At 37.7% G+C, this 20,165-nt stretch carries 15 protein-coding genes; 3 read left to right on the forward strand and 12 right to left on the reverse strand.

Going from position 1 to position 20,165, the window contains the following annotated elements; translation table 11 throughout:
• Window positions 1–27: 27 nt before the first annotated feature.
• Together R2R28_RS24065 and R2R28_RS24070 are read right to left on the reverse strand one after the other, a co-directional pair.
• Entirely contained in the window at window positions 28–2,823 is a 2,796-nt protein-coding gene (locus tag R2R28_RS24065; RefSeq protein ID WP_316828204.1) for a 2-oxoglutarate dehydrogenase E1 component, read from the reverse strand.
• Between the two features lie 211 nt (window positions 2,824–3,034).
• A complete protein-coding gene (locus tag R2R28_RS24070; RefSeq protein WP_316828205.1) occupies window positions 3,035–4,309 on the reverse strand; it encodes a DASH family cryptochrome in 1,275 nt (424 codons plus the stop codon).
• A gap of 170 nt (window positions 4,310–4,479) precedes the next feature.
• Here R2R28_RS24070 and R2R28_RS24075 point away from each other — a divergent pair, with 170 nt between their 5' ends.
• Both R2R28_RS24075 and R2R28_RS24080 read left to right on the forward strand, forming a co-directional pair.
• Window positions 4,480–5,382 carry a TIGR01777 family oxidoreductase gene (locus R2R28_RS24075; RefSeq protein WP_316828206.1) on the forward strand — a complete coding sequence of 301 codons (903 nt, stop codon included), beginning with the start codon at window positions 4,480–4,482 and terminating at the stop codon, window positions 5,380–5,382.
• A 141-nt stretch (window positions 5,383–5,523) separates the two neighbouring features.
• Window positions 5,524–6,819: a deoxyribodipyrimidine photo-lyase gene (locus R2R28_RS24080; RefSeq protein WP_316828207.1), complete on the forward strand. Its 1,296-nt coding sequence runs from the start codon at window positions 5,524–5,526 to the stop codon at window positions 6,817–6,819.
• A gap of 8 nt (window positions 6,820–6,827) precedes the next feature.
• On the opposite strand, the gene R2R28_RS24085 is transcribed toward R2R28_RS24080, so the two are convergent.
• From R2R28_RS24085 to R2R28_RS24125, 9 genes are all read right to left on the reverse strand, one after another.
• A complete protein-coding gene (locus R2R28_RS24085) occupies window positions 6,828–7,859 on the reverse strand; it encodes a hypothetical protein (RefSeq protein WP_316828208.1) in 1,032 nt (343 codons plus the stop codon).
• Between the two features lie 125 nt (window positions 7,860–7,984).
• Window positions 7,985–8,857: a hypothetical protein gene (locus R2R28_RS24090; RefSeq protein ID WP_316828209.1), complete on the reverse strand. Its 873-nt coding sequence runs from the start codon at window positions 8,855–8,857 to the stop codon at window positions 7,985–7,987.
• A gap of 3 nt (window positions 8,858–8,860) precedes the next feature.
• The gene (locus R2R28_RS24095; RefSeq protein ID WP_316828210.1) at window positions 8,861–9,352 is read right to left on the reverse strand and encodes an FKBP-type peptidyl-prolyl cis-trans isomerase; all 492 of its coding nucleotides are present in this window, start codon (window positions 9,350–9,352) and stop codon (window positions 8,861–8,863) included.
• Between the two features lie 141 nt (window positions 9,353–9,493).
• A complete protein-coding gene (locus R2R28_RS24100) occupies window positions 9,494–9,940 on the reverse strand; it encodes an FKBP-type peptidyl-prolyl cis-trans isomerase (RefSeq protein ID WP_316828211.1) in 447 nt (148 codons plus the stop codon).
• A gap of 265 nt (window positions 9,941–10,205) precedes the next feature.
• Window positions 10,206–11,999: an acyl-CoA dehydrogenase family protein gene (locus R2R28_RS24105; protein ID WP_316828212.1), complete on the reverse strand. Its 1,794-nt coding sequence runs from the start codon at window positions 11,997–11,999 to the stop codon at window positions 10,206–10,208.
• A 161-nt stretch (window positions 12,000–12,160) separates the two neighbouring features.
• Window positions 12,161–12,514, reverse strand: coding sequence for a four helix bundle protein (locus R2R28_RS24110; protein WP_316828213.1), 354 nt, complete (start codon window positions 12,512–12,514; stop codon window positions 12,161–12,163).
• A gap of 104 nt (window positions 12,515–12,618) precedes the next feature.
• Window positions 12,619–13,794, reverse strand: a complete 1,176-nt coding sequence (locus R2R28_RS24115; RefSeq protein WP_316828214.1) for an acetyl-CoA C-acyltransferase — start codon at window positions 13,792–13,794, stop codon at window positions 12,619–12,621.
• Between the two features lie 362 nt (window positions 13,795–14,156).
• Window positions 14,157–16,562, reverse strand: a complete 2,406-nt coding sequence (locus tag R2R28_RS24120; protein WP_316828215.1) for a 3-hydroxyacyl-CoA dehydrogenase/enoyl-CoA hydratase family protein — start codon at window positions 16,560–16,562, stop codon at window positions 14,157–14,159.
• Window positions 16,563–16,573: 11 nt separating this feature from the next.
• A complete protein-coding gene (locus R2R28_RS24125) occupies window positions 16,574–17,008 on the reverse strand; it encodes a MarR family winged helix-turn-helix transcriptional regulator (protein ID WP_316828216.1) in 435 nt (144 codons plus the stop codon).
• Between the two features lie 109 nt (window positions 17,009–17,117).
• Here R2R28_RS24125 and R2R28_RS24130 point away from each other — a divergent pair, with 109 nt between their 5' ends.
• A complete protein-coding gene (locus R2R28_RS24130; RefSeq protein WP_316828217.1) occupies window positions 17,118–18,095 on the forward strand; it encodes a hypothetical protein in 978 nt (325 codons plus the stop codon).
• Window positions 18,096–18,282: 187 nt separating this feature from the next.
• Here R2R28_RS24130 and R2R28_RS24135 read toward each other — a convergent pair whose 3' ends face one another.
• The gene (locus tag R2R28_RS24135) at window positions 18,283–19,605 is read right to left on the reverse strand and encodes a DUF6089 family protein (RefSeq protein WP_316828218.1); all 1,323 of its coding nucleotides are present in this window, start codon (window positions 19,603–19,605) and stop codon (window positions 18,283–18,285) included.
• Between the last annotated feature and the right edge of the window lie 560 nt (window positions 19,606–20,165).

Below are 20,165 nucleotides of genomic sequence, written 5' to 3' on the forward strand. Positions count from 1 at the left end.
TGCTCCAAACGCACGGCCCTATGCTCTTTAATCTATCTGAACTAATTTTTTTGTGGCTTTTTTAGCAATATCCTTTACATCTTCTGTTACCGAAACCTCTAAAGCCTTTGCTAAAATATAAGCCTGTTGGTTAGCGTGTTGTTTTGCAAAACCTGTAGCCGTACTGCTGCTCTCTCTTCTCGAAATTACATCAATCCCTTTTAATGCGGTTTTGTACAACCTGCGGAATAAATATGGCCATGCGCCCATATTCTCTGGTTCTTCCTGTACCCAGAAAATTTCTTTCGCATTTTTATATTTTTTCTGGATGGCTTCCATCTGATCAACCGGGGTTGGATACAACTGCTCTACACGAACCAGGGCTACATGTTTCAATTTATCAGCTTGTTGTTTCTCCAATAACTCGTAGTAAATTTTACCGCTACAGAAAACAATACGTGTTACCTCTGCCACTTTAACATTTACGTCGTCGATTACCTCTTTAAAACCACCATCTGTAAATTCTTCTAATTTAGAAACACAGGCGGGGTGACGCAGTAAACTTTTTGGTGTAAATACCACTAATGGTTTACGGAAATCGCGTTTAAACTGACGGCGCAACACATGGAAGAAGTTTGCCGGAGTAGTACAGTTGGTTACCTGCATGTTATAATCGGCGCAAAGTTCCATAAAACGCTCAATACGTGCTGATGAGTGTTCTGGTCCCTGACCTTCGTAACCGTGAGGCAATAACATTACTAAACCATTTTCGCGCTGCCACTTGGTTTCTGCACTTGCAATATACTGATCAACCACAATTTGTGCCCCGTTAAAGAAATCGCCAAATTGTGCTTCCCAAATGGTTAAAGCATTCGGGTTTGCCATCGCATAACCATATTCGAAACCTAAAACACCGTATTCTGATAAGTGTGAATTGTAAATATCAAATGGTGCCTGTTGATCTGAAATATTTGCCAATGGTACATATTCTTCTTCGCTGTCTTCAAGGGTTAAAACCGCATGACGGTGGGAGAAAGTTCCCCTTTCAACATCCTGACCGCTTAAACGAACGCGTTTACCTTCTGACAACAAAGTACCATAAGCCAACTGCTCGCCCATTGCCCAATCGAAAACATAAGTTTCATTAACCATTTTGCTACGCTCAGCAAATAGTTTTTCGATTTTTTTGAAGAACTTTTTATTGGTTGGTAAGGCAGTAATGCGTTTACCAATTTCTAATAAAGTAGATTTTTTAACTGCAGTTACTGGTGAAGTTTCGAAATCTTTAGGCGTTGCCATACGTAAATCTGCCCATGCACCACCAAATTTAACTTCGGTACTTCCTGCAACATATTCTTTTGCTTCGTTTAAACGTTCCTGCAAAATACCACGGAAATCTTTTTCCATTTCTTTTGCCAAACCAGCCTCTAACTTACCTTCTTTAGTTAATTGCTCAATATAAATCTCCCTTGGATTAGGGTGTTTTTCAATTGTTTTGTATAATAATGGCTGCGTGAATTTTGGCTCATCAGACTCATTGTGACCGAAACGACGGTAACAAAGAATATCAATAAAAACATCGTTTTTATATTTCTGACGGTATTCCATTGCCAGGTTAATTGCATAAACCAAAGCTTCAGGATCATCACCATTTACGTGGAAAACGGGAGATAAGGTTACTTTGGCAATATCAGTACAATAAGTACTGGTACGTGCATCTTTATAGTTGGTGGTAAAACCGATCTGGTTGTTGATCACTAAGTGGATCGTTCCGCCAGTTTTATAACCTTCAAGGCCTGCCATCTGAATTACTTCGTAAACAATACCTTGTCCGGCAACTGATGCATCACCGTGAATCAAAATTGGCGCTAAACGACTGTTATCGCCACCATATTTGAAATCAATTTTAGAGCGGCTCATGCCTTCTACCACACCATCAACCGTTTCTAAGTGCGATGGGTTAGGACATAAACTTAAGTGAACGCTTTTACCTGCATTGGTGGTAACATCGGTTGAATAACCTAAGTGATATTTTACGTCACCACCAAATGGGGTATCCGGGTTATAACTCTTGCCTTCAAATTCTGCAAAAATATCTTTATAGGTTTTTTGCATGATATTGGCCAATACGTTTAAACGACCGCGGTGTGCCATACCAATTACAAACTCTTCAATTCCTAATTCAGCACCTTTTTCGATTACTGAATCCAATGCCGGGATTAAAGCTTCTGCGCCTTCTAACGAGAAACGTTTTTGACCTAAGAATTTTGTTCCAAGGAAATTTTCGAAACTTACCGCTTCGTTTAACTTCCGGAGAATACGTTTTTTCTCTTCAATTGAGAAGTTAGGGGTATTACGTGCACTTTCCATTTTTTGCTGAATCCAGTTCAACACTTCAGGTGTACGTAAAAATTTATATTCTGCACCGATTGAGTGTGCGTATGTTTGTTTTAAAAAGGCTACAATATCTTTTAATTTTGCGGCACCGATACCAATCTCTACACCAGAGTTGAAAACGGTTTCTAAATCGGCATCCGATAATCCAAAATTTGCAAGATCTAATGTTGGCAAATGTTTACGTCTTTCGCGCACCGGATTGGTATGCGTAAACAAATGACCTCGGCTACGATAGCCGTCAATCAGGTTTAAAACATTAACCTCTTTTAAGAAGTGTTCAGGAGTTTCTGCTGTTACTGACGGGGCTTCGGAACCTCTTCCAAAATCAAAACCCTCAAAAAACTTTTGCCAACCAAACTCAACTGATTCAGGATCTTGTTGATACGACTGATATAAAGAATCTATGTATTCGGCATTTGCGCCGTTAAGATAAGATAAACTATCCATTATTTACTGTTTACTATAAGCATTACAAAATTAGAATTTTACCTTATATAAATGGCAAAAATCTCGATTAAAATAAATGAGCGCGTTTTAAATTAGCGAATGAGAGAGCGGCGTGATCCAGCAGACAAAAAATGGGCAAAATCCGTTAAAATTTAATCACTCAAAAATCACTCATTCAACACTCAATCATTCTATAACTCAATCCTTACAATTACGATGCCCAAGTTAAAGCGTAATTGCCTTTTGGGTCGAGATTTTTGATATTTTTATCTAAGTCGAACACACTCTTTGATTTTTGATCATTCCCCACACCCGCAATATTGGCCCAGTTCCCCCAGTTACTCGCTGGATTATAATCGATCAGTTTTTCTTCAAAATAAGCCGCGCCAAAAATCCAGCTAACTTCTAAATTATTGATGAGGTATAAAGCAGCCGTTTGTCTGGCAATATTCGAAATAAAACCGGTTTGGTTTAATTCTGTCATTACGGCATCTACCACTGCAAAACCCGTTTGGGCATTCTTCCATTTATAGAAATTATCCTGTTCGTTTGTAATGTCAACCAAACCCTGGCTTCCAAAACCATCCGGGCTAAAAAATGTATTGCCGTATTTTTTGAACATAAAACGGAAATAATCCCTCCAAAGCAAGCCCAACAAAATATGGTTAAACATAGCCTTGGTATTAGGTACACCTTCCATTTTTTTAATTTCCCAGTACACTTTACGGGGTGACAAACTGCCCATTGCCAACCAGGCAGATAACTTTGAAGCCAGAATTAAATTCTTTGTGGTTGCCGCCTGTTGCATGGCCACAATTACCTTCTGCAGGTGCACCAAACCTTCGGCTTCACCGCCAGCAAATTCGAAATCAGCACGCTGATCTTTCAGTTGTGGTAAAAGATTAAGCTCTTCTAACGAAGATAACGTACCCCAATCGATTACTTCGGCTACGTTAATGCGATCTGGGGCTGCAAAACAAGGTTTGATAATCGAATCGCGTTCGATTTTCTTCTTAAACTGGTTAAAAGCGTCGGGGATATCTTTAATCGGGAAAGGTAAATCTTCTTTATTGTATAAGGTATGACCGATGAAATGTTTAAGATTAATGCGTAGTTTCCAAAGTGCATTTTCTACCAGGGTAGAAACGTGGGTTTCTTCACGGGCTACTTCGCGGTGATGGTATACTTCGGTGATTTCGTATTCCTGAACCAATTGAGGAATAATTTCTTCAGGACTACCTTCGGCAATAAGTAAATTGCCGCCAATTTGTTTTAGAGCGGTACGTAAGCCTAAAACACTTTCTAAAATAAACTGCGCTCTGATGTTGCCTGTTTTTAACGTACCATATTTTGTTTCCCCAAAAGAACGGGGATCAAGAATGTAAACTGGCAAAATCGAATCAGATTTAGCAATTGCCTCGACCAGCATTTCGTTATCGTGCAGGCGAAGATCATTTCTGAACCAGACTAAAATTTTTTTGGACATCTTTTATCGAAAAGGGTGTAAGAACGCGTTTACAAATTTATCTTATTTTTCTTCTTCATCAAACCCCTAAATATTTCTTTACAAACAGGTAACAAAAGCATTAGAACCAAATTAATATCTTTTAAAATGGCATCAAAAAAACCCTTTTGTATCTTTAGTGTTTTAAAAAGATGGCAAAGAAGATTCTGATTACCGGGGCAACCGGACTGGTGGGTACTGAGCTGAAAAAGCATTTGTTAAGCAAAGGTTACGAGGTGAATACGCTTTCCCGAAAAAAGAGTAATGATCCGAACAGTTTTGTGTGGGATGTGTATAAAGGTACCATTGATGCAAATTGTTTTAACGGTGTGGATGCCATTATCCATTTGGCAGGAGAACCTGTAGCAGATAAAAAATGGACGGATGAGCGTAAAAAACAGATTATTGATAGTCGAGTAAAATCAACTGAGCTACTTTTTAAAACCATTAAGTCTAAACCCGATCACGAGGTCAAATCATTCGTTTCTTCTTCTGCCGTGGGTTTTTACGGCGATTGCGGCGATGAAATTTTAACAGAAGAAAGTCCAAATGGTTATGGTTTTTTAGCGGAGTGCTGTAAACTTTGGGAAGATGCCGTAGATCAGGGCAAAAAGTTAAGCTTAAGGGTAGTAAAACTCCGTACAGGGATCGTTTTTAGCAGCAAAGGTGGCGCATTGCCACAATTGGCTCAACCGGTTAAATTATTCGCCGGTGCAGCTTTAGGTACGGGCAAACAGTGGACGCCCTGGATACACCTTGATGATATGGTTGAAATGTATATCGAAGCCGTAGAAAATGTTAAATTGGAAAGTTGCTACAATGCCTGTGCGCCTTTTCCGGTAACCAATATCGCCATAACAAAAGCCATTGCCAAACAATTGCACCGACCGGTTTGGCCGATTAAAGTTCCTAAAAAGGTATTGGCATTATTGTTAGGAGAACGGGTAGAAGCCGTTTTAATGAGCAACAATACCTCTGCGCAAAAAATTTTAGATGCCGGATTTAAATTTAAATTCACACATTTGGAAGATGCTTTGAAAGACCTGTATAAATAGGTTAATCGGTTAAGTGTTTAAATCGGTTAATCGACGCCAAACGCTTTAACGCTAAATCGGATAAATTGCTTAATTGTTAACTGCAAACCGTTAATTGCCAACTATAATCCCCTCGAAAAAATTACAATTCTAAAATCACAAATGACTTCAATATCTATCCTCTGGTTTCGCCGCGATTTACGTTTAGCAGATAATGCTGCTTTGTATCATGCGCTCAAGAGTGGTAATCCAGTTTTACCATTATTTATCTTTGATCAAAACATATTAGATAAACTTCCAAAAGATGATGCCCGGGTAACTTTTATTTACCAAACCATTGTAGATTTAAAGAAAGAGCTTCAGCAACAAGGATCGGATTTACTGGTAAAATATGGCAAACCTGAAAAAATATGGCCTGAAATTTTAAAAGAATACGAGGTTAAGGAAGTGTATACCAATCACGATTATGAGCCATACGCCCGCGAACGCGATGATAATATGGCTGAATTTTTAACCAGCGAAAAAATAGCTTTTAAAACCTATAAGGATCAGGTTATTTTTGAAAAAAACGAAATTTTAAAGGCCGATAAAACACCATACACTGTTTTTACCCCTTTTTATAAACAATGGCATGCCAAACTGAACGACTTCTATATAAAGGCCTATCCTACAAAAAAATACTTCAAAAATTTATTTCAAACCAAACATTTACCAGGCCCAACATTAAAAGACATGGGCTTTGAAAAAAGCAAGCTGGATTTTCCGAAAATCAGTTATAAAAACAAACTGGATAACTATGCAAAGGAACGCGATTTCCCCGCAATAGATGGTACGACACACATTGGCTTGCATTTGCGTTTTGGCACCTTAAGTATTAGAAAAGCAGTAAGCGACGCAATAGAGGCAAAATCGAATGTCTGGCTTTCAGAACTGGCTTGGCGGGAGTTTTACATGACCATACTCTGGCATTTCCCTTATTCTGCTTCGGATTCGTTTAAAAAGCAATATGATAAGATTAAATGGCGCAACAATGAGGAAGAATTTAAGGCTTGGTGCGAAGGAAACACGGGCTACCCCATTGTAGATGCAGGGATGAGGCAATTGAACCAAACCGGGTGGATGCATAACCGCGTACGTATGGTTGTGGGCAGCTTTTTAACCAAACATTTATTGATTGACTGGCGTTGGGGCGAGACCTATTTTGCCGAAAAGTTATTGGATTACGAAATGGCAAGTAATGTTGGCGGCTGGCAATGGGCAGCAGGCTCAGGTAACGATGCCGCGCCATACTTTAGGGTATTTAACCCTGAACTTCAAACCAAAAAATTCGATCCAAAGTTTGAATATATCAAAAAATGGGTGCCAGAATTCGGAACAAAAAAATATGCCCAACCAATAGTTGAGCATACTTTTGCAAGGGAAAGGGTTTTAAAAGTTTTTAAAGAAGCGTTAAATTAAATTGTTAATTAATTTACATTAAATGAGGGAGCGTTAGGTACACCACCACTAAAGAAACGGCCTGTACCGCTAATTGAGCCAGGCTTACCTTCTTTAGTTCCTATATCCAAGATAATAGGTCCGGTTGCATTTCCAACACTATAACTTGTTAAACTATAATTAAATAAAGTTGGGTTTGGAGATGGGTAAATAGTAAAGCTGTAATTATAATTCAAATTACTGAAATAGTAGTCGGTTTCATTTGTTCTCCATCCGCCAAAAGTTTTCTTTAACTCCTGGCGTGAACTAAAATAGTATCTGATACGGTACTCTAATGACGCTGGATCCCAAACCTCAATGTCAGTTCTTGGCGCACTATCTTTCCATAATTCAACAAAAAGTCTTCTCTTACCGTCCTCGTTATAAAATAATTCAGATTTTATAGTATTTGTAACAGTTGGTCCATAAGTCGCTTCCACATCAGCCATCCCAACAGCCTTGTTTGAAATCTTTGTTACAAATAAACCCTTATTGGCGTCAGTTTTATATATACTATTGATTTGTGACTCATTTTTATAAGTACCAGCATAAGATATCATCCTTTGGTCTTTTGTGTAAACAGTGGTTACATTGCCAATTTTTACCTCACCTTTAATATTAGTAAACAACGCTGAAAGCGGCGTACCAAATTTATACGATAAAGAACTATCTGCTTTGATTTCTACAATATTTGAGTACTTATTTTTAAAATCATCAAATAACTTGCTTGTATTTACATTTTCATACTCCTTAGCTATATCAATGTAAGCATCGTGATAAGATTTGAAGCTGGCGAACTCCTTTGGCTTTGAATTTAAATTTTCTGGTTTTAAAAGAACGTTAACAATAGAATCAAAGGCTTTTTGATCTCTAAATTTTAAATAGCTGTTTTCAATAGTTACGGCATCTGTTAAAATTTTTTCATCTGAATTCCCAACATTAGCATCTTTTTTACAGGAGACAATTGAGATAACGCCTAATATAGGTAGTATTAAGCAGCGTAAATTAATTTTGTTTTTCATATATTAATTGTATGTTTTCCCTTACCATACAAGTATACAACTAAAAAATAAGTTATAAAACAGGAAAACAAAAAAAATGCTCAACTAATAGTTGAGCATTTTAAAAAGTTTTAAAAAGATATTCTCTAATTCGTAACACTCACAATTTCTATGTCAAAATCCAAAGGAGTTCCATTAGCTAGGTCAGCTGGGAGCACCAAACGAAGTTTTCCTCCTGCAGTTACTTTACCTGGCAAAATTAGTTGCCAGCCTTTATATAAATTGCTTAGCACTTCAGTTATCTGATCAGAAGCTTGCGGTATCACCGTTCCATCTAAATACCTAACCGTATAATTTGCAACAATTGTAGAATTTACGCTAATTGCATCGGTTCCCGTTCCTGGAGTACTAATACTATAGCGTGCCCTTGAAGGATCTTTAATCAGTGTTAAATTATTATTAGCAATAAATTTATTAATTTCTAACTCATCGATTTCGTGCCTCTTAGATTCGCTATACATTACCAAATCAACAAGAATATTCTCATTTGAGCCGATATTCAAAGTACTTATGCCATTTTTACCAAAAGCTAAATGCGAAGGCATAATTAAAGTAGCTTTCCCCCCCCTGTTTAACTTAGATAATACTTCTCTAACAGGAGCAAAAATATAATTCACAGCAGTGCTATTAATACGAAACTGATCTGTATACCCTAAATAGGTACCCACAATCATCAAATCAGATACTTGCTGTAATACCTGTCCTGATAAAGTTTTGAAAGTATAAGTGTAATAAACTGAATCCTGATTTAAGACCGTACTGCCAGTACCTTGCGTTGTAATTTTATAATAGTACTCTTTTCCTGAATCTTTAGTGAAAGTAAGATTATTCTGCTTCAAATATGTTTGAATAGCTGCATCATCTACGCTTTCTATCGTCTCATAGTCCTTTTTGCAAGAGCTGAAAACTACAGTAGCCAGTAAAAGTGTAAATAGGCCAAGTTTAGTAAATTTGTTCATTTATTATTGTACGTCTGTAAGTGTTATAGTAAAATCTAGTACTGAATTAGCAGGAACCAAGGTTGATGGTGACTTTGTTCCATAAGCGAAGTAAGATGGGATAATTAACCTGATCATCCCGCCTTTTTGTATTTTTTGAATCCCAAATTGCCAACCTAAAATAACATTTCCAAGTTTAAAAGAGATTGGTGTTCCTTTAGTGCTATCGAAAATAGTACCGTTTAATAATTTACCTTCATAATCAGCGGTGATTAAAGTTGAAGTAAGGTAGGTTACATTTCCTGATCCAGGTGCGATAATCTGATAATAAATACCACTGGCATCTTTTGTTACCGGGATATTATTAGCCTTAACATAAGCACCTATTGCAGCAGTATCTGCTTTAAATTGTGGAGTAGGGTCATAAGAATCATCCATAGATACATCTTTCTTACAGGCAGCAATGCACCCCACCACGCATATCAATAAAATAATATGTTTAAACTTAACCATCATCTGCAAAAATAAGCTTTTAATACGGATGCTACAATTTTTAACCTATTTTAACAATTTTTAAAGAGCTAAGGGTCAAAGAACATTATTGAAAATTGAAAATACAGGTTTCCAGCTTTGATCTTTCTCCTTTAGTCTTTACTTTTATTGTGCATTAGACAACTGAATGGTAAAATCCAATACCGAATTACCCGGGATTGAACCTACAGCACCACTTCCATAACCTAAACCTGGTGGAACGATTAACCTGATTTCTCCGCCCTTTTGAATTTTAGGGATACCTATTCTCCAGCCCTGAATTAATTCGGCCAGGTTAAAGGTTTGTTCTTTACCCCCGCCGTTATCAAAAACATCGCCGTTTAACAACCTTCCTTCATATTTGATGGTTATTTTGGTATTAGTGGGATAGTTAAAAGAACCGGTACCAGGCTTAATAATCTGATAATATAAGCCAGAAGCATCTTTCACAGCATTGATATTATTCTTTTGGATAAAATCGGTAATCTGTTTTTCGGGATCTTCGTCTTTTTTACAAGATGAAACTCCAACTAAGCATAAAAGAAGTATCGCAAGAAATCTAAATTTAATCATGTGGCGAAAATAAGGTTTTAATGTTATAAAGTTTAGAGGTGATAATTTTTTGAACTTATGTCATGCTGAGGAACGAAGCATCCGCAACCGATGAAACAGATGCTTCGTTCCTCAGCATGACAGCATATGTTTCGACAGGCTCAACATGACAAAATAAGATAGAAATATCTTTATGATAAATACAAAATGTATTACAAACTAAAAAAGGTTTAGGGCCTGAGTTATGCACTCAAACCTTAAACCCTTCGCCTTCTAACCTTCTACCTTAAAAAATATATTTATTCGCTTCAATTAATTGTTGCGCAACCCTTTGGCGTGCATCTTTAACGTTAAACGGTTCTACTTTTGTAAAACGGCGTAAGCCCACCAACATCATGCGTTGTTCATCTCCTTCCGCAAAAGCCCAAAGTGCTTCTTTACCTGCTTTGGCGATACCATCTACAGCTTCTACCAAATATATCCTCAATAAGTCCAGCTGTCCTGCAGATGCTTCCTCACCACGCGTGCTTACTAATTTTTCAGTCCGCAATAAAGCCGATTCCAATACGTAAACATAACCGGCCATATCGGCTATGTTCATTAAAATTTCCTGCTCTTTGCTTAGCGTCATCATTAATTTTTGAACCGCAGCACCTGCTACCATTAGTGTTGCTTTTTTCAAATTAGACAATACCTTTTTCTCTGCAGCAAATAAAGTTGTATCCTCTTCGCCAAAATCAGGGATGCTCATTAATTCAGCGGCAACAGCAGTAGCTGGTGTCATTAAATCCAATTCTCCCTTCATGGCCCGTTTCAGCATCATATCAACGGTTAACAAGCGGTTAATTTCGTTCGTACCTTCGAAAATCCTGTTGATACGTGCATCACGGTAAGCCCTATCCATTGGTGCATCGGCAGAAAAACCCATGCCCCCATAAATCTGCACGCCTTCATCAACCGTATAATCCAGTGCTTCCGAGCCCCATACTTTTAAAATGGCACACTCTACCGCAAATTGCTCTACAGATTTTAATCGGGCTTTACCCGATTCCATTCCACCCGCAACCAGTTGGTCGTAAGTATCATCGATGTTCTGTCCAGCCCGGTAATTTGCGGCATCTACTGCATAAAGTTTAGAGGCAATTTCTGCAATTTTGAAGCGGATGGCACCATATTTCGAAATCGGGCGACCAAACTGAATACGTTCATTTGAATAATTAATGGCTGTATTTAAGGTTGCCTTTGACGCTCCAATAGCTGCAGCCGATAATTTAATACGACCGATATTTAAAATATTTACCGCGATTTTAAAACCGTTTTCCCGTTCACTCAGCATATTCTCAACAGGCACAGGGCAATCGTTAAAGAAAACCTGGCGGGTTGAAGAACCTTTGATACCCATTTTATGTTCTTCGGGATTCATGGTAATGCCACCGAAATCTTTCTCCACAATAAATGCAGTTAAGTTTTTATCATCGTCAATTTTAGCGAAAACAATAAAAATATCAGCAAAACCGCCATTGGTAATCCACATTTTTTGCCCTGTAATGATATAATGTTTACCATCGTCGCTCAGTTTGGCTTTTGTTTTTCCAGAATTTGCATCCGAACCCGAATTTGGCTCTGTTAAACAATAGGCTGCTTTCCATTCGCCAGAACCTAGTTTAGGGATATATTTTGCTTTTTGTGCTTCGTTACCATAATATAAAATCGGTAAGGTACCAATGCCTGTATGTGCAGAAAGTGCAACCGCGAAAGAATGTCCGGCACCAACCACGTCGGCAACGAGCATAGAAGTATTGAAGTTCTTTCCAAAACCGCCATATTCTTCCGGAACCGAAACACCAAGAATACCAAGTTCGCCAGCTTTGGTTAAAAGCGTTGGCATTAATTCAGGGTCTTCCTGTTTATCAATTTTATCTAAATTGGGATAAACCTCAGAAGCTAAAAAATCGCGACAAGTCTGTGCAATCATCTGTTGCTCTTCATCAAATTCTTCAGGGATAAATACTTCCTGATAGGTGGTATCCTTAATTAAGAATTCACCGCCTTTAATTGTCTTTTTTTCAGTTGTTTCCATTTTAATAGTATCTAGTAGCGAGTATCAAGTATCATGACAGGATCTGAAACTGAATGTCGCCAAGTGTTAGTATTTAGTAGCGAGTATCAAGGATAGTCTCAAATACTTGCCACCGTTTTATTATTTTCATTATTACCTTATTAAATCTTGATACTTGATACTCATATCTTGATACTTCTATCCAAAGCATAAACCATTTTTTGAATTTCTGTTGTTTTTTCAATCAAATCGGCTGATAATTCATCATCTAGTAAATCAAGTCGGTTTGAAATAATCAATTGGGTCTCTAATTCAAAAGCCGAGCCCTGACTTATGCTTAAAAAATATTTAAACTGAGCGCTAGTTCCCCTACCGGCCGCCTCAGCAATATTGGAGGGTATAGAAACAGAGCATCGTTTCATTTGAGAAATCAAACCGTATCTCTCATCAACAGGCAAAAATGAACTAGCTTTGTAAACATCAACAGCTAAATCAATTGATTTTTGCCAAACTTTTAACTCTTTAAAGTTGTGCATATATATTAGTATTAGTGACTGAGTAATATGTCGGGATGATTTATAAACTGGTTTATTCACCTGCTATTAAATCTTGATACTACATACTCATATCTCGATACTAATTAAAACAACTCAAAAATTCCTGCGGCACCTTGTCCGGTTCCTACGCACATGGTTACCATTCCGTATTTTTTGTTCTGTCTTTTTAGCTCATTCATAATCTGCACGGTCAATTTTGCTCCGGTACAACCTAGTGGATGACCCAGTGCAATTGCACCACCGTTTACATTAATTACATCAGGATTTAAATCCAATGTTCTGATTACAGCTAAAGATTGAGAGGCAAAAGCTTCGTTCAGTTCGATTAAATCGATATCTTCTTTTTTCAAACCCGCCTGTTTCAATGCTTTTGGAATCGCCTCAATTGGACCAATCCCCATAATGCGCGGCGGAACACCTGCGATACCATAACTTACTAATCTGGCAATCGGCTCTGCATTTAATTCTTTCATTTTCTTTTCAGACACGACTAAAACAAAAGCTGCCCCATCTGATGTTTGCGATGAGTTGCCCGCGGTTACGCTTCCAACGGCATCGAATACAGGTTTCAGTTTCGCTAACTTATCTAAAGTAGTATCTGCACGCGGACCTTCATCGGTATCAACCACGTAAGAACGCGTTTTCTTTTTAAGGTTGGCATCAAGGTAATTTTCGTTTACCGTGATTGGCAGAACACCATCTTTTAAATGACCATTTTTTATAGCGTGAATGGCTTTCTCATGAGATTTTAACGAAAAAGCATCCTGATCTTCACGGCTCACGTTATATTCTTTCGCTACGGCTTCGGCTGTTAAACCCATACCCCAATACCAATCCGGGTTGTTTTTCGCTACCTCAGCGTTTGGAACCAATTTCCATCCACCGAAAGGCATTCCGCTCATTACCTCAACACCACCGGCTATGATACAATCGGCCATGCCTGCTTTAATTCTGGCAACTGCAGAGGCAATGGTATCTAAACCCGACGCACAATAACGGTTTACAGTAACCCCCGGAACTTTATCGGTATCCAGGCCCATCAGCGAAATCATACGCCCAATATTTAAGCCCTGCTCTGCTTCGGGTGTAGCGTTACCCACAATTACATCGTCAATCTGTTCGTTATCTAAATTCGGAACCGATGCCACCAAAGCCCTGATCACTTCTGCGGCTAAATCATCAGCTCTTGTAAAACGGAATACGCCGCGTGGTGCTTTACCTACTGCTGTACGATATCCTGCTATAATATATGCTTCCATTGTTTAGTATCTAAGTAGCTTATTAGTATTAAGTAGCGAATATCAAGTATCAAGACTAGGCTCAAGCTTGAAAATCGCCGGTATTTTATTTTTATTAATATTTAGAAAAACAAAACCTGCATTTCATTGGTTCTGGTAGTCCCGATATTCGTTTCAATCTTTTTTAACTTCTGTCATTGCAACCATTCCTGTCATTGCGAGGAGGAACGACGTGGCAATCTTTTTCGGTAACCACCAAAAAGTATTGCCACTTCTATCGGGTTTAGAGAAATTAGGCTTGATGTTCAAAAAACCCTCCCCTGCTCTTCAAAGTCTTCAAGCATCCAATCTTGATACTTGATACTCACATCTCCACTCTCATCTTAATTCCTCAACGGTTTCCCTTTTGTAATAATGCTTTGGATCCGCTCTAACGATTTCCGTTCGCCTGCAAGTGATAAAAATGCTTCTCTTTCCAGATCCAGTAAATATTGTTCGGTTACTTCTGTTGGAGAAGATAAATCGCCGCCGCACATCACATAACCTAATTTTTCGGATATTTTTTTATCATGCTCAGAAATGAAATGCCCGGCATACATGCTATTTGCACCCGCATAAACGATTCCTAAACCTTGCTTTCCTAACACCTTGATATCGTTGCGTTGTACCGGTTTGGTGTAACCTGCATCGGCCAGTTCAATTGCTTTTGCTTTTGCATCGGCCAGTAAACGGTTACGGTTCATCGAGATCGAAAATTTATCTTTTTGCAGATAACCCAACTCGTATGCTTCGTAACCTGAAGTAGAAACTTTGGCCATCCCAATGGTTAAAAAGCGATCTTTAAGCGCATTCTGCACAATCTGATCATCTTTATACTCATCAGAAGCACGTAAAGCAAACTCTTTTGTTCCGCCACCACCTGGGATAACGCCTACACCAAACTCAACCAAGCCCATATACGTTTCGGCAGAAAGTTGAACGTGATCGGCATGTAAACTGAACTCGCAACCACCACCCAAGGTTAAATTATGAGGTGCCACTACAACCGGAATAGAAGAATAACGGATACGCATCGAAGTGTTTTGGAACATCCTGATCGCCATATTTAATTCATCCCACTCCTGCTCAACCGCCATCATAAAAATCATCCCCACGTTTGCACCAGCAGAAAAATTTGCACCATCGTTACCAATTACCAAACCGCGGTAGTCTTTCTCGGCCATATCAATCGCTTTGTTTATTCCCGAAATCACATCACCACCAATGGTATTCATTTTGGTGTGGAATTCTACATTCAGAATGCCATCGCCTAAATCAATGATCGAAACCCCTGAATTTTTCCAAAGGGTTTTATTTTCGCGAAGGTTATCTAGAATGATAAATTCATCTGTGCCCGGTAAAGCTTTATAACTTTTAGAAGGGATATCATAATATTTTTTAACGCCATTTTCTACTTTATAAAATGAAGTATTTCCGGCATTTAGCATTTCGTGTACCCAGGCCGCAGCTTTATTGCCATATTGCTCCATCCCTTCAATGGCTTCTTTTACACCAACGGCATCCCAAAGCTCAAACGGGCCTAATTCCCAACCGAAACCTGCACGCATGGCATCATCGATGCGGTACAACTCATCGGATATTTCAGGGATACGATCAGAAACATATTCGAAAAGGCCGAACGAAGAATGACGGAATAATTCGCCTGCTTTATCTTTTCCTTTAGCAAAAATCTTCATGCGTTCACGAAGGTTTTCCACCGGTTTGGTCATTTCTAAAGTAGCCGATTTTACTTTTTGCTGAGGCTTATATTCTAATGTTTTTAAATCAAGCGCAAGGATTTCTGTTTTGCCCTCTGCAGTTTTTGTTTTTTTATAGAAACCCTGTTTGGTTTTATCGCCAAGCCATTTGTTCTCTTCCATTTTCTGCACGTAAGCAGGAAGTTTAAATAACTCATGTGCTTTATCATCGGGACAATTATCATAAAGACCTTTCGCCACTTTGATCATGGTATCTAAACCAACCACATCTGAAGTACGGAAAGTAGCCGATTTTGGTCTGCCCAATGCCGGGCCTGTAAATTTATCAACTTCTTCTACTGTTAAATCCAGTTTCTCAACCAGGTGCAGAAGTGCCATGATGGAATAAACACCTACGCGGTTAGCAATAAAAGCAGGAGTATCTTTACATAAAACGGTTGTTTTTCCTAAAAATTTATCACCATAATGCATCAGGAAATCAACAATTTCCGGTTGGGTATGTGGAGTAGGAATAACTTCCAGTAATTTTAAATAACGCGGCGGATTAAAAAAGTGTGTTCCACAGAAATGAGATTTAAAGTCGTCACTTCTTCCTTCGGCCATCAAATGAATGGGGATACCAGAGGTATTGGAAGTAATTAAAGTACCAGGTTTGCGGAATTGTTCTACCTGCTCGAAAACTTTTTTCTTAATATCTAGGTTTTCGACTACTACTTCAATTACCCAATCGTAACCGGCAATTTTCGACATATCATCGTCGAAATTCCCTGTTTTGATTTTATTTAATGCTTTTTTGGTATAAACAGGCGATGGATTTGTTTTTACGGCTGTTTGCAAAGCTGTATTTACAATCCGGTTTTTTACCGCCGGGTTATCCAGGGCTAATCCTTTTGCCTGCTCTTCTGGAGTAAGTTCTTTAGGGGCAATATCCAACAGCAAAACCTCTACACCAATGTTGGCGAAGTGGCATGCAATACGCGAACCCATAATACCCGAACCTAAAACAGCAACTTTATTAATGCTTCGTTTCATCAGAATTGTATTTAATCAACAGTATATCCTACTGTAATATCATTTAGTTTTATCAATAAATTAATGAATGTTTCTTTCTCCTTTTTGGTAAAATGCTCATCCAGGTATTCATTAAATTTTCGAACAACACCTTTAGCTAATTGTTTTTTTTCTTTGCCAAAATCAGTGAGAAAAACTTTTACCGAACGTTTGTCGCCAGCAGAAGTTTCGCGGTAAATCAAACTGGCCTCTTCCATATTGTTTAACATACGCGAAAGGCTGGTAGCCTTAACACCAAGCAAGGCCGCTAAATTTGAAACTGCAGTTCCATCAGTATCATCAATATTAATAAGCATGTAACCAATGGCCTGTGTAATTCCAAAACTGGATGCCATTTGATTATACTTGTTGAACATATTTTGCCAGGCAAACTTAATATGGTAATCTATGGTTTGTTGTTGCTTCATTTTATTAATTTATTATGCTTGCATAACAAAGCTAATGAATGTATTTTGTTAATGCAATAGGAAAATTCAAAATAATTGTCAAAATTTTCTTATTATTATTGTACACAAAATGAAATCACTTAATATGTTAAAAGTTAAAGGAACACTCCTGTTTAGCCTATTTCTGGTATGGACAACAACCTGCAAAAGTCAGGTATCTTATTTTGGGGCGAATATTTTGAATAGTCAAAAATTAGAAGTCCTAAAAAAAACGACCACATTATTTACCCTGCAGTATAGCGATTACGCTGAACTTGAAAAATTTGAGCAGGCCATTAAAAGAACCTGGACAATTACGCCTTATAAAATTATCAAACCCGAAGAACTGGCCCGTTACGATACGGTTGCCAATTACTCATTTTTCTATTTTGATGGCTATGCGGAGAAACTGGATAGCTCTACCCATGTAAATGTAGTTTATGCATTAAAATTAGTAAGTCCATCTAAAAAACCCAAAGTAAAGGAAGAACGTGTATTGGCCATGGTTAATCTTTTTGCTGACCGGGCAACGAACATCCAAATTGAAACTCAGGACGAACAATTCGGATCAAAAAGAACTTTAAAAAATAATCTTTTATCAAAACTTTATAATAAGTCTGTTTTTCTGAACTGGTCACCGGGCTTTTTAGCTGGTTATTTAAAACAGATCAACGATGGATTACTTGCCAATGAAAACTGTAACATTGATTATCAATTTTACAATAAATTACGCCTGCCCGAACTAGCAAAAGAAACACTTTACGTACCTGAATATATTAAAGAGGTGTTTTCATCCAGATTGGCACTTTTACCAAAATCAGGCGTTGTTTTAGAACCTTATAATTATAAGCTCAAATTTGTATCCTACCATGATCTTGATAGTTTGATTTTGAGTAAAGATAGTAAGGTTAAATATGTGGTGTACACACAACGATCTAACGATAAAATCATCAGCGTGTATGATAGTAAAGATGATAAGATTATTTATCAAAGGTTCTATCCCGAAACGCTAAATTTTGAGATGAATGATTTAAGCGAAATTAAAAAGGTGATTGTGGATCTTAAATAAGAAGAGTCGTCATTGCGAGGAGGAACGACGAAGCAATCTTAAAGCGATCGCTAAAACCCATGCAAATAAGATTGCTTCGTCGGCTAAAAAAGCCTTCTCGCAATGACGACTGTATCGCTTTAAACCTCATTAAACCAAAAAAGTCCCGATTTTCATCGGGACTTTTTCTATGCTGTGTTAAAACAGACTAGTAAAGTGTAAACTCTACACGACGGTTTTGTTGACGACCAGCTGCTGTTTTGTTGGTAGCAATTGGTTGGCCCATGCCATAACCTGTAGCCTCAATACGTGATGCATTTGCACCTTGAGAAACTAAATATGCTTTAACAGATTCTGCCCTGTCTTTAGATAAACGTAAGTTTAATTCTTTTGAACCAGTATTATCAGTGTGACCTGCTAATTTTAAGCTAAAGTTTTTCTGCACCAATAATCCGGCAACCCTGTTTAATGAAGCAAAAGATTTAGAACGGATAGTAGCTTTACCTAAATCGAATTCTAAGTTTTTAATTGCTTCGTTAACTACCTTACGGTCTTCTTCGGTTACGATTACTTTTTCTACAACTTTTTCCGGAGTTTTTAATGGACAACCAGAACCATCAACAACTGTACCTGCAGGTGTATCTGGACATTTATCCAATTTATCTGCTACGCCATCACCATCTGTATCTTTTAAGATATCGTTTAATTCACCACGTAATTTTGCATTATCGGCTTTTTGCGCATTTAAATCAGATCTTAAACCATCAGCAGTTTGTTTTGCCTTTAAAGCTTCATCATAAGTTAAAGCTACCGGATTGTGGAAAGCCAATTGTTTTCCACTGCCCAAAGCAAATTCTAAACCAGCGTAAGCATAGTTGTATTTATCATTACCTCCTCTGTAGTAACCATCTAAGTTATCGCCATCAACAAAGTTGATTGTCCAGCCTAAATCTAAGTTAACGGCATCAGAAATTTTAAATTTAGCACCTAAACCTACCGGGATAATTAATTCGTGAATGTTATCACCTCCATTAAGTTCGGTAGTTCCGCCAGCTGTTGTAATGGTTGGTTTGTAACCTGCAATACCAGCACCAGCTGAAGCATAAAGTTGTAAAGTGTTCTCTTTTTTAAACATATCAATATTGAACATGTTTACTACAGCATTCAAAGTTCCAGAGTATGATAGCTCGGTATCAAAAGCCCTTACCGGAGAATTGTTTACCACACCACTTTCGTAAGCTTCGGTATTATCGCCTTTTAATTTACCGCGAACTCCGTCTAAACGTAGCGAGAAATAAGGTGTAAATTGTTTTTTGATGTAAAGGCCATAACCTAAACTCGATTTGTTGTTGCTAAAATCGTTTTTACCTCCAAGTGGTGAAAGCGGGGTTAATACACCTGCGTTAACACCAATCGACCATGTCCTGAACTTGGTTGTTGAAGTTACCGGGCTCTCCTGCGCTGAAGCAACCGACCCGATTAATAAACCAGCGAGTGCTACTGGTAAGGTTTTGAATAATTGTAATTTCATAATTTTCTGTATAACGTTGAATAGCGTTTCCCAATCTTTACAATAGCCATACCAAAAAATACAAGCTTGTCAAAATAATTATTAACTTCTTAACAATAACTGTTGACGAATTTGGCGTTATCACTAATATACTGAATTTGTTTTTTGAGACATATCTTCTTTAAAAAGTATGCCTGGCCATTTTTTAAATCTTTATCCTTTAAAATCTTTGAACCGTAAAGGGGAAGAAATTTCTTGTCTTATACCCAACTTATTTTAGCCATTAGTGATAAAATTCTCTCGCTTTTAAGAGGTTGATAAAATTAACAACTTAAAATCGCCAGCATTACTGATTCCTTAGGATTGCAAAAGTAATAATACTCCCTATAGGTGTAGCAACTGTTATAACAATATTCCATTTTTCTCTACAACTCTGAACATCAAAACATTGAATGTTTTATTTGTTTTAAAAAGGCATTGATTTTAACACTAAACAAATAATATTTATGTGTAACCTACTTGCAAAAATGTTTACTTTTTTACAGGGGAAATATTTCTACACTTCTTAAAAGTTGCCACAA

This window comes from Pedobacter miscanthi, assembly GCF_032678605.1.
Lineage (GTDB): Bacteria > Bacteroidota > Bacteroidia > Sphingobacteriales > Sphingobacteriaceae > Pedobacter > Pedobacter miscanthi_A.

Bases quoted from the DNA above. Each gene is read 5' to 3' on its own strand.
- R2R28_RS24125 (WP_316828216.1), bottom strand. From the start codon at position 17,008: ATGAAGCAACAACAAACCATAGATTACCATATTAAGTTTGCCTGGCAA.
- R2R28_RS24090 (WP_316828209.1), bottom strand. From the start codon at position 8,857: ATGAACAAATTTACTAAACTTGGCCTATTTACACTTTTACTGGCTACT.
- R2R28_RS24120 (WP_316828215.1), bottom strand. From the start codon at position 16,562: ATGAAACGAAGCATTAATAAAGTTGCTGTTTTAGGTTCGGGTATTATG.
- R2R28_RS24095 (WP_316828210.1), bottom strand. From the start codon at position 9,352: ATGATGGTTAAGTTTAAACATATTATTTTATTGATATGCGTGGTGGGG.
- R2R28_RS24130 (WP_316828217.1), top strand. From the start codon at position 17,118: ATGAAATCACTTAATATGTTAAAAGTTAAAGGAACACTCCTGTTTAGC.
- R2R28_RS24110 (WP_316828213.1), bottom strand. From the start codon at position 12,514: ATGCACAACTTTAAAGAGTTAAAAGTTTGGCAAAAATCAATTGATTTA.
- R2R28_RS24065 (WP_316828204.1), bottom strand. From the start codon at position 2,823: ATGGATAGTTTATCTTATCTTAACGGCGCAAATGCCGAATACATAGAT.
- R2R28_RS24075 (WP_316828206.1), top strand. From the start codon at position 4,480: ATGGCAAAGAAGATTCTGATTACCGGGGCAACCGGACTGGTGGGTACT.
- R2R28_RS24080 (WP_316828207.1), top strand. From the start codon at position 5,524: ATGACTTCAATATCTATCCTCTGGTTTCGCCGCGATTTACGTTTAGCA.
- R2R28_RS24115 (WP_316828214.1), bottom strand. From the start codon at position 13,794: ATGGAAGCATATATTATAGCAGGATATCGTACAGCAGTAGGTAAAGCA.
- R2R28_RS24100 (WP_316828211.1), bottom strand. From the start codon at position 9,940: ATGATTAAATTTAGATTTCTTGCGATACTTCTTTTATGCTTAGTTGGA.
- R2R28_RS24085 (WP_316828208.1), bottom strand. From the start codon at position 7,859: ATGAAAAACAAAATTAATTTACGCTGCTTAATACTACCTATATTAGGC.
- R2R28_RS24070 (WP_316828205.1), bottom strand. From the start codon at position 4,309: ATGTCCAAAAAAATTTTAGTCTGGTTCAGAAATGATCTTCGCCTGCAC.
- R2R28_RS24135 (WP_316828218.1), bottom strand. From the start codon at position 19,605: ATGAAATTACAATTATTCAAAACCTTACCAGTAGCACTCGCTGGTTTA.
- R2R28_RS24105 (WP_316828212.1), bottom strand. From the start codon at position 11,999: ATGGAAACAACTGAAAAAAAGACAATTAAAGGCGGTGAATTCTTAATT.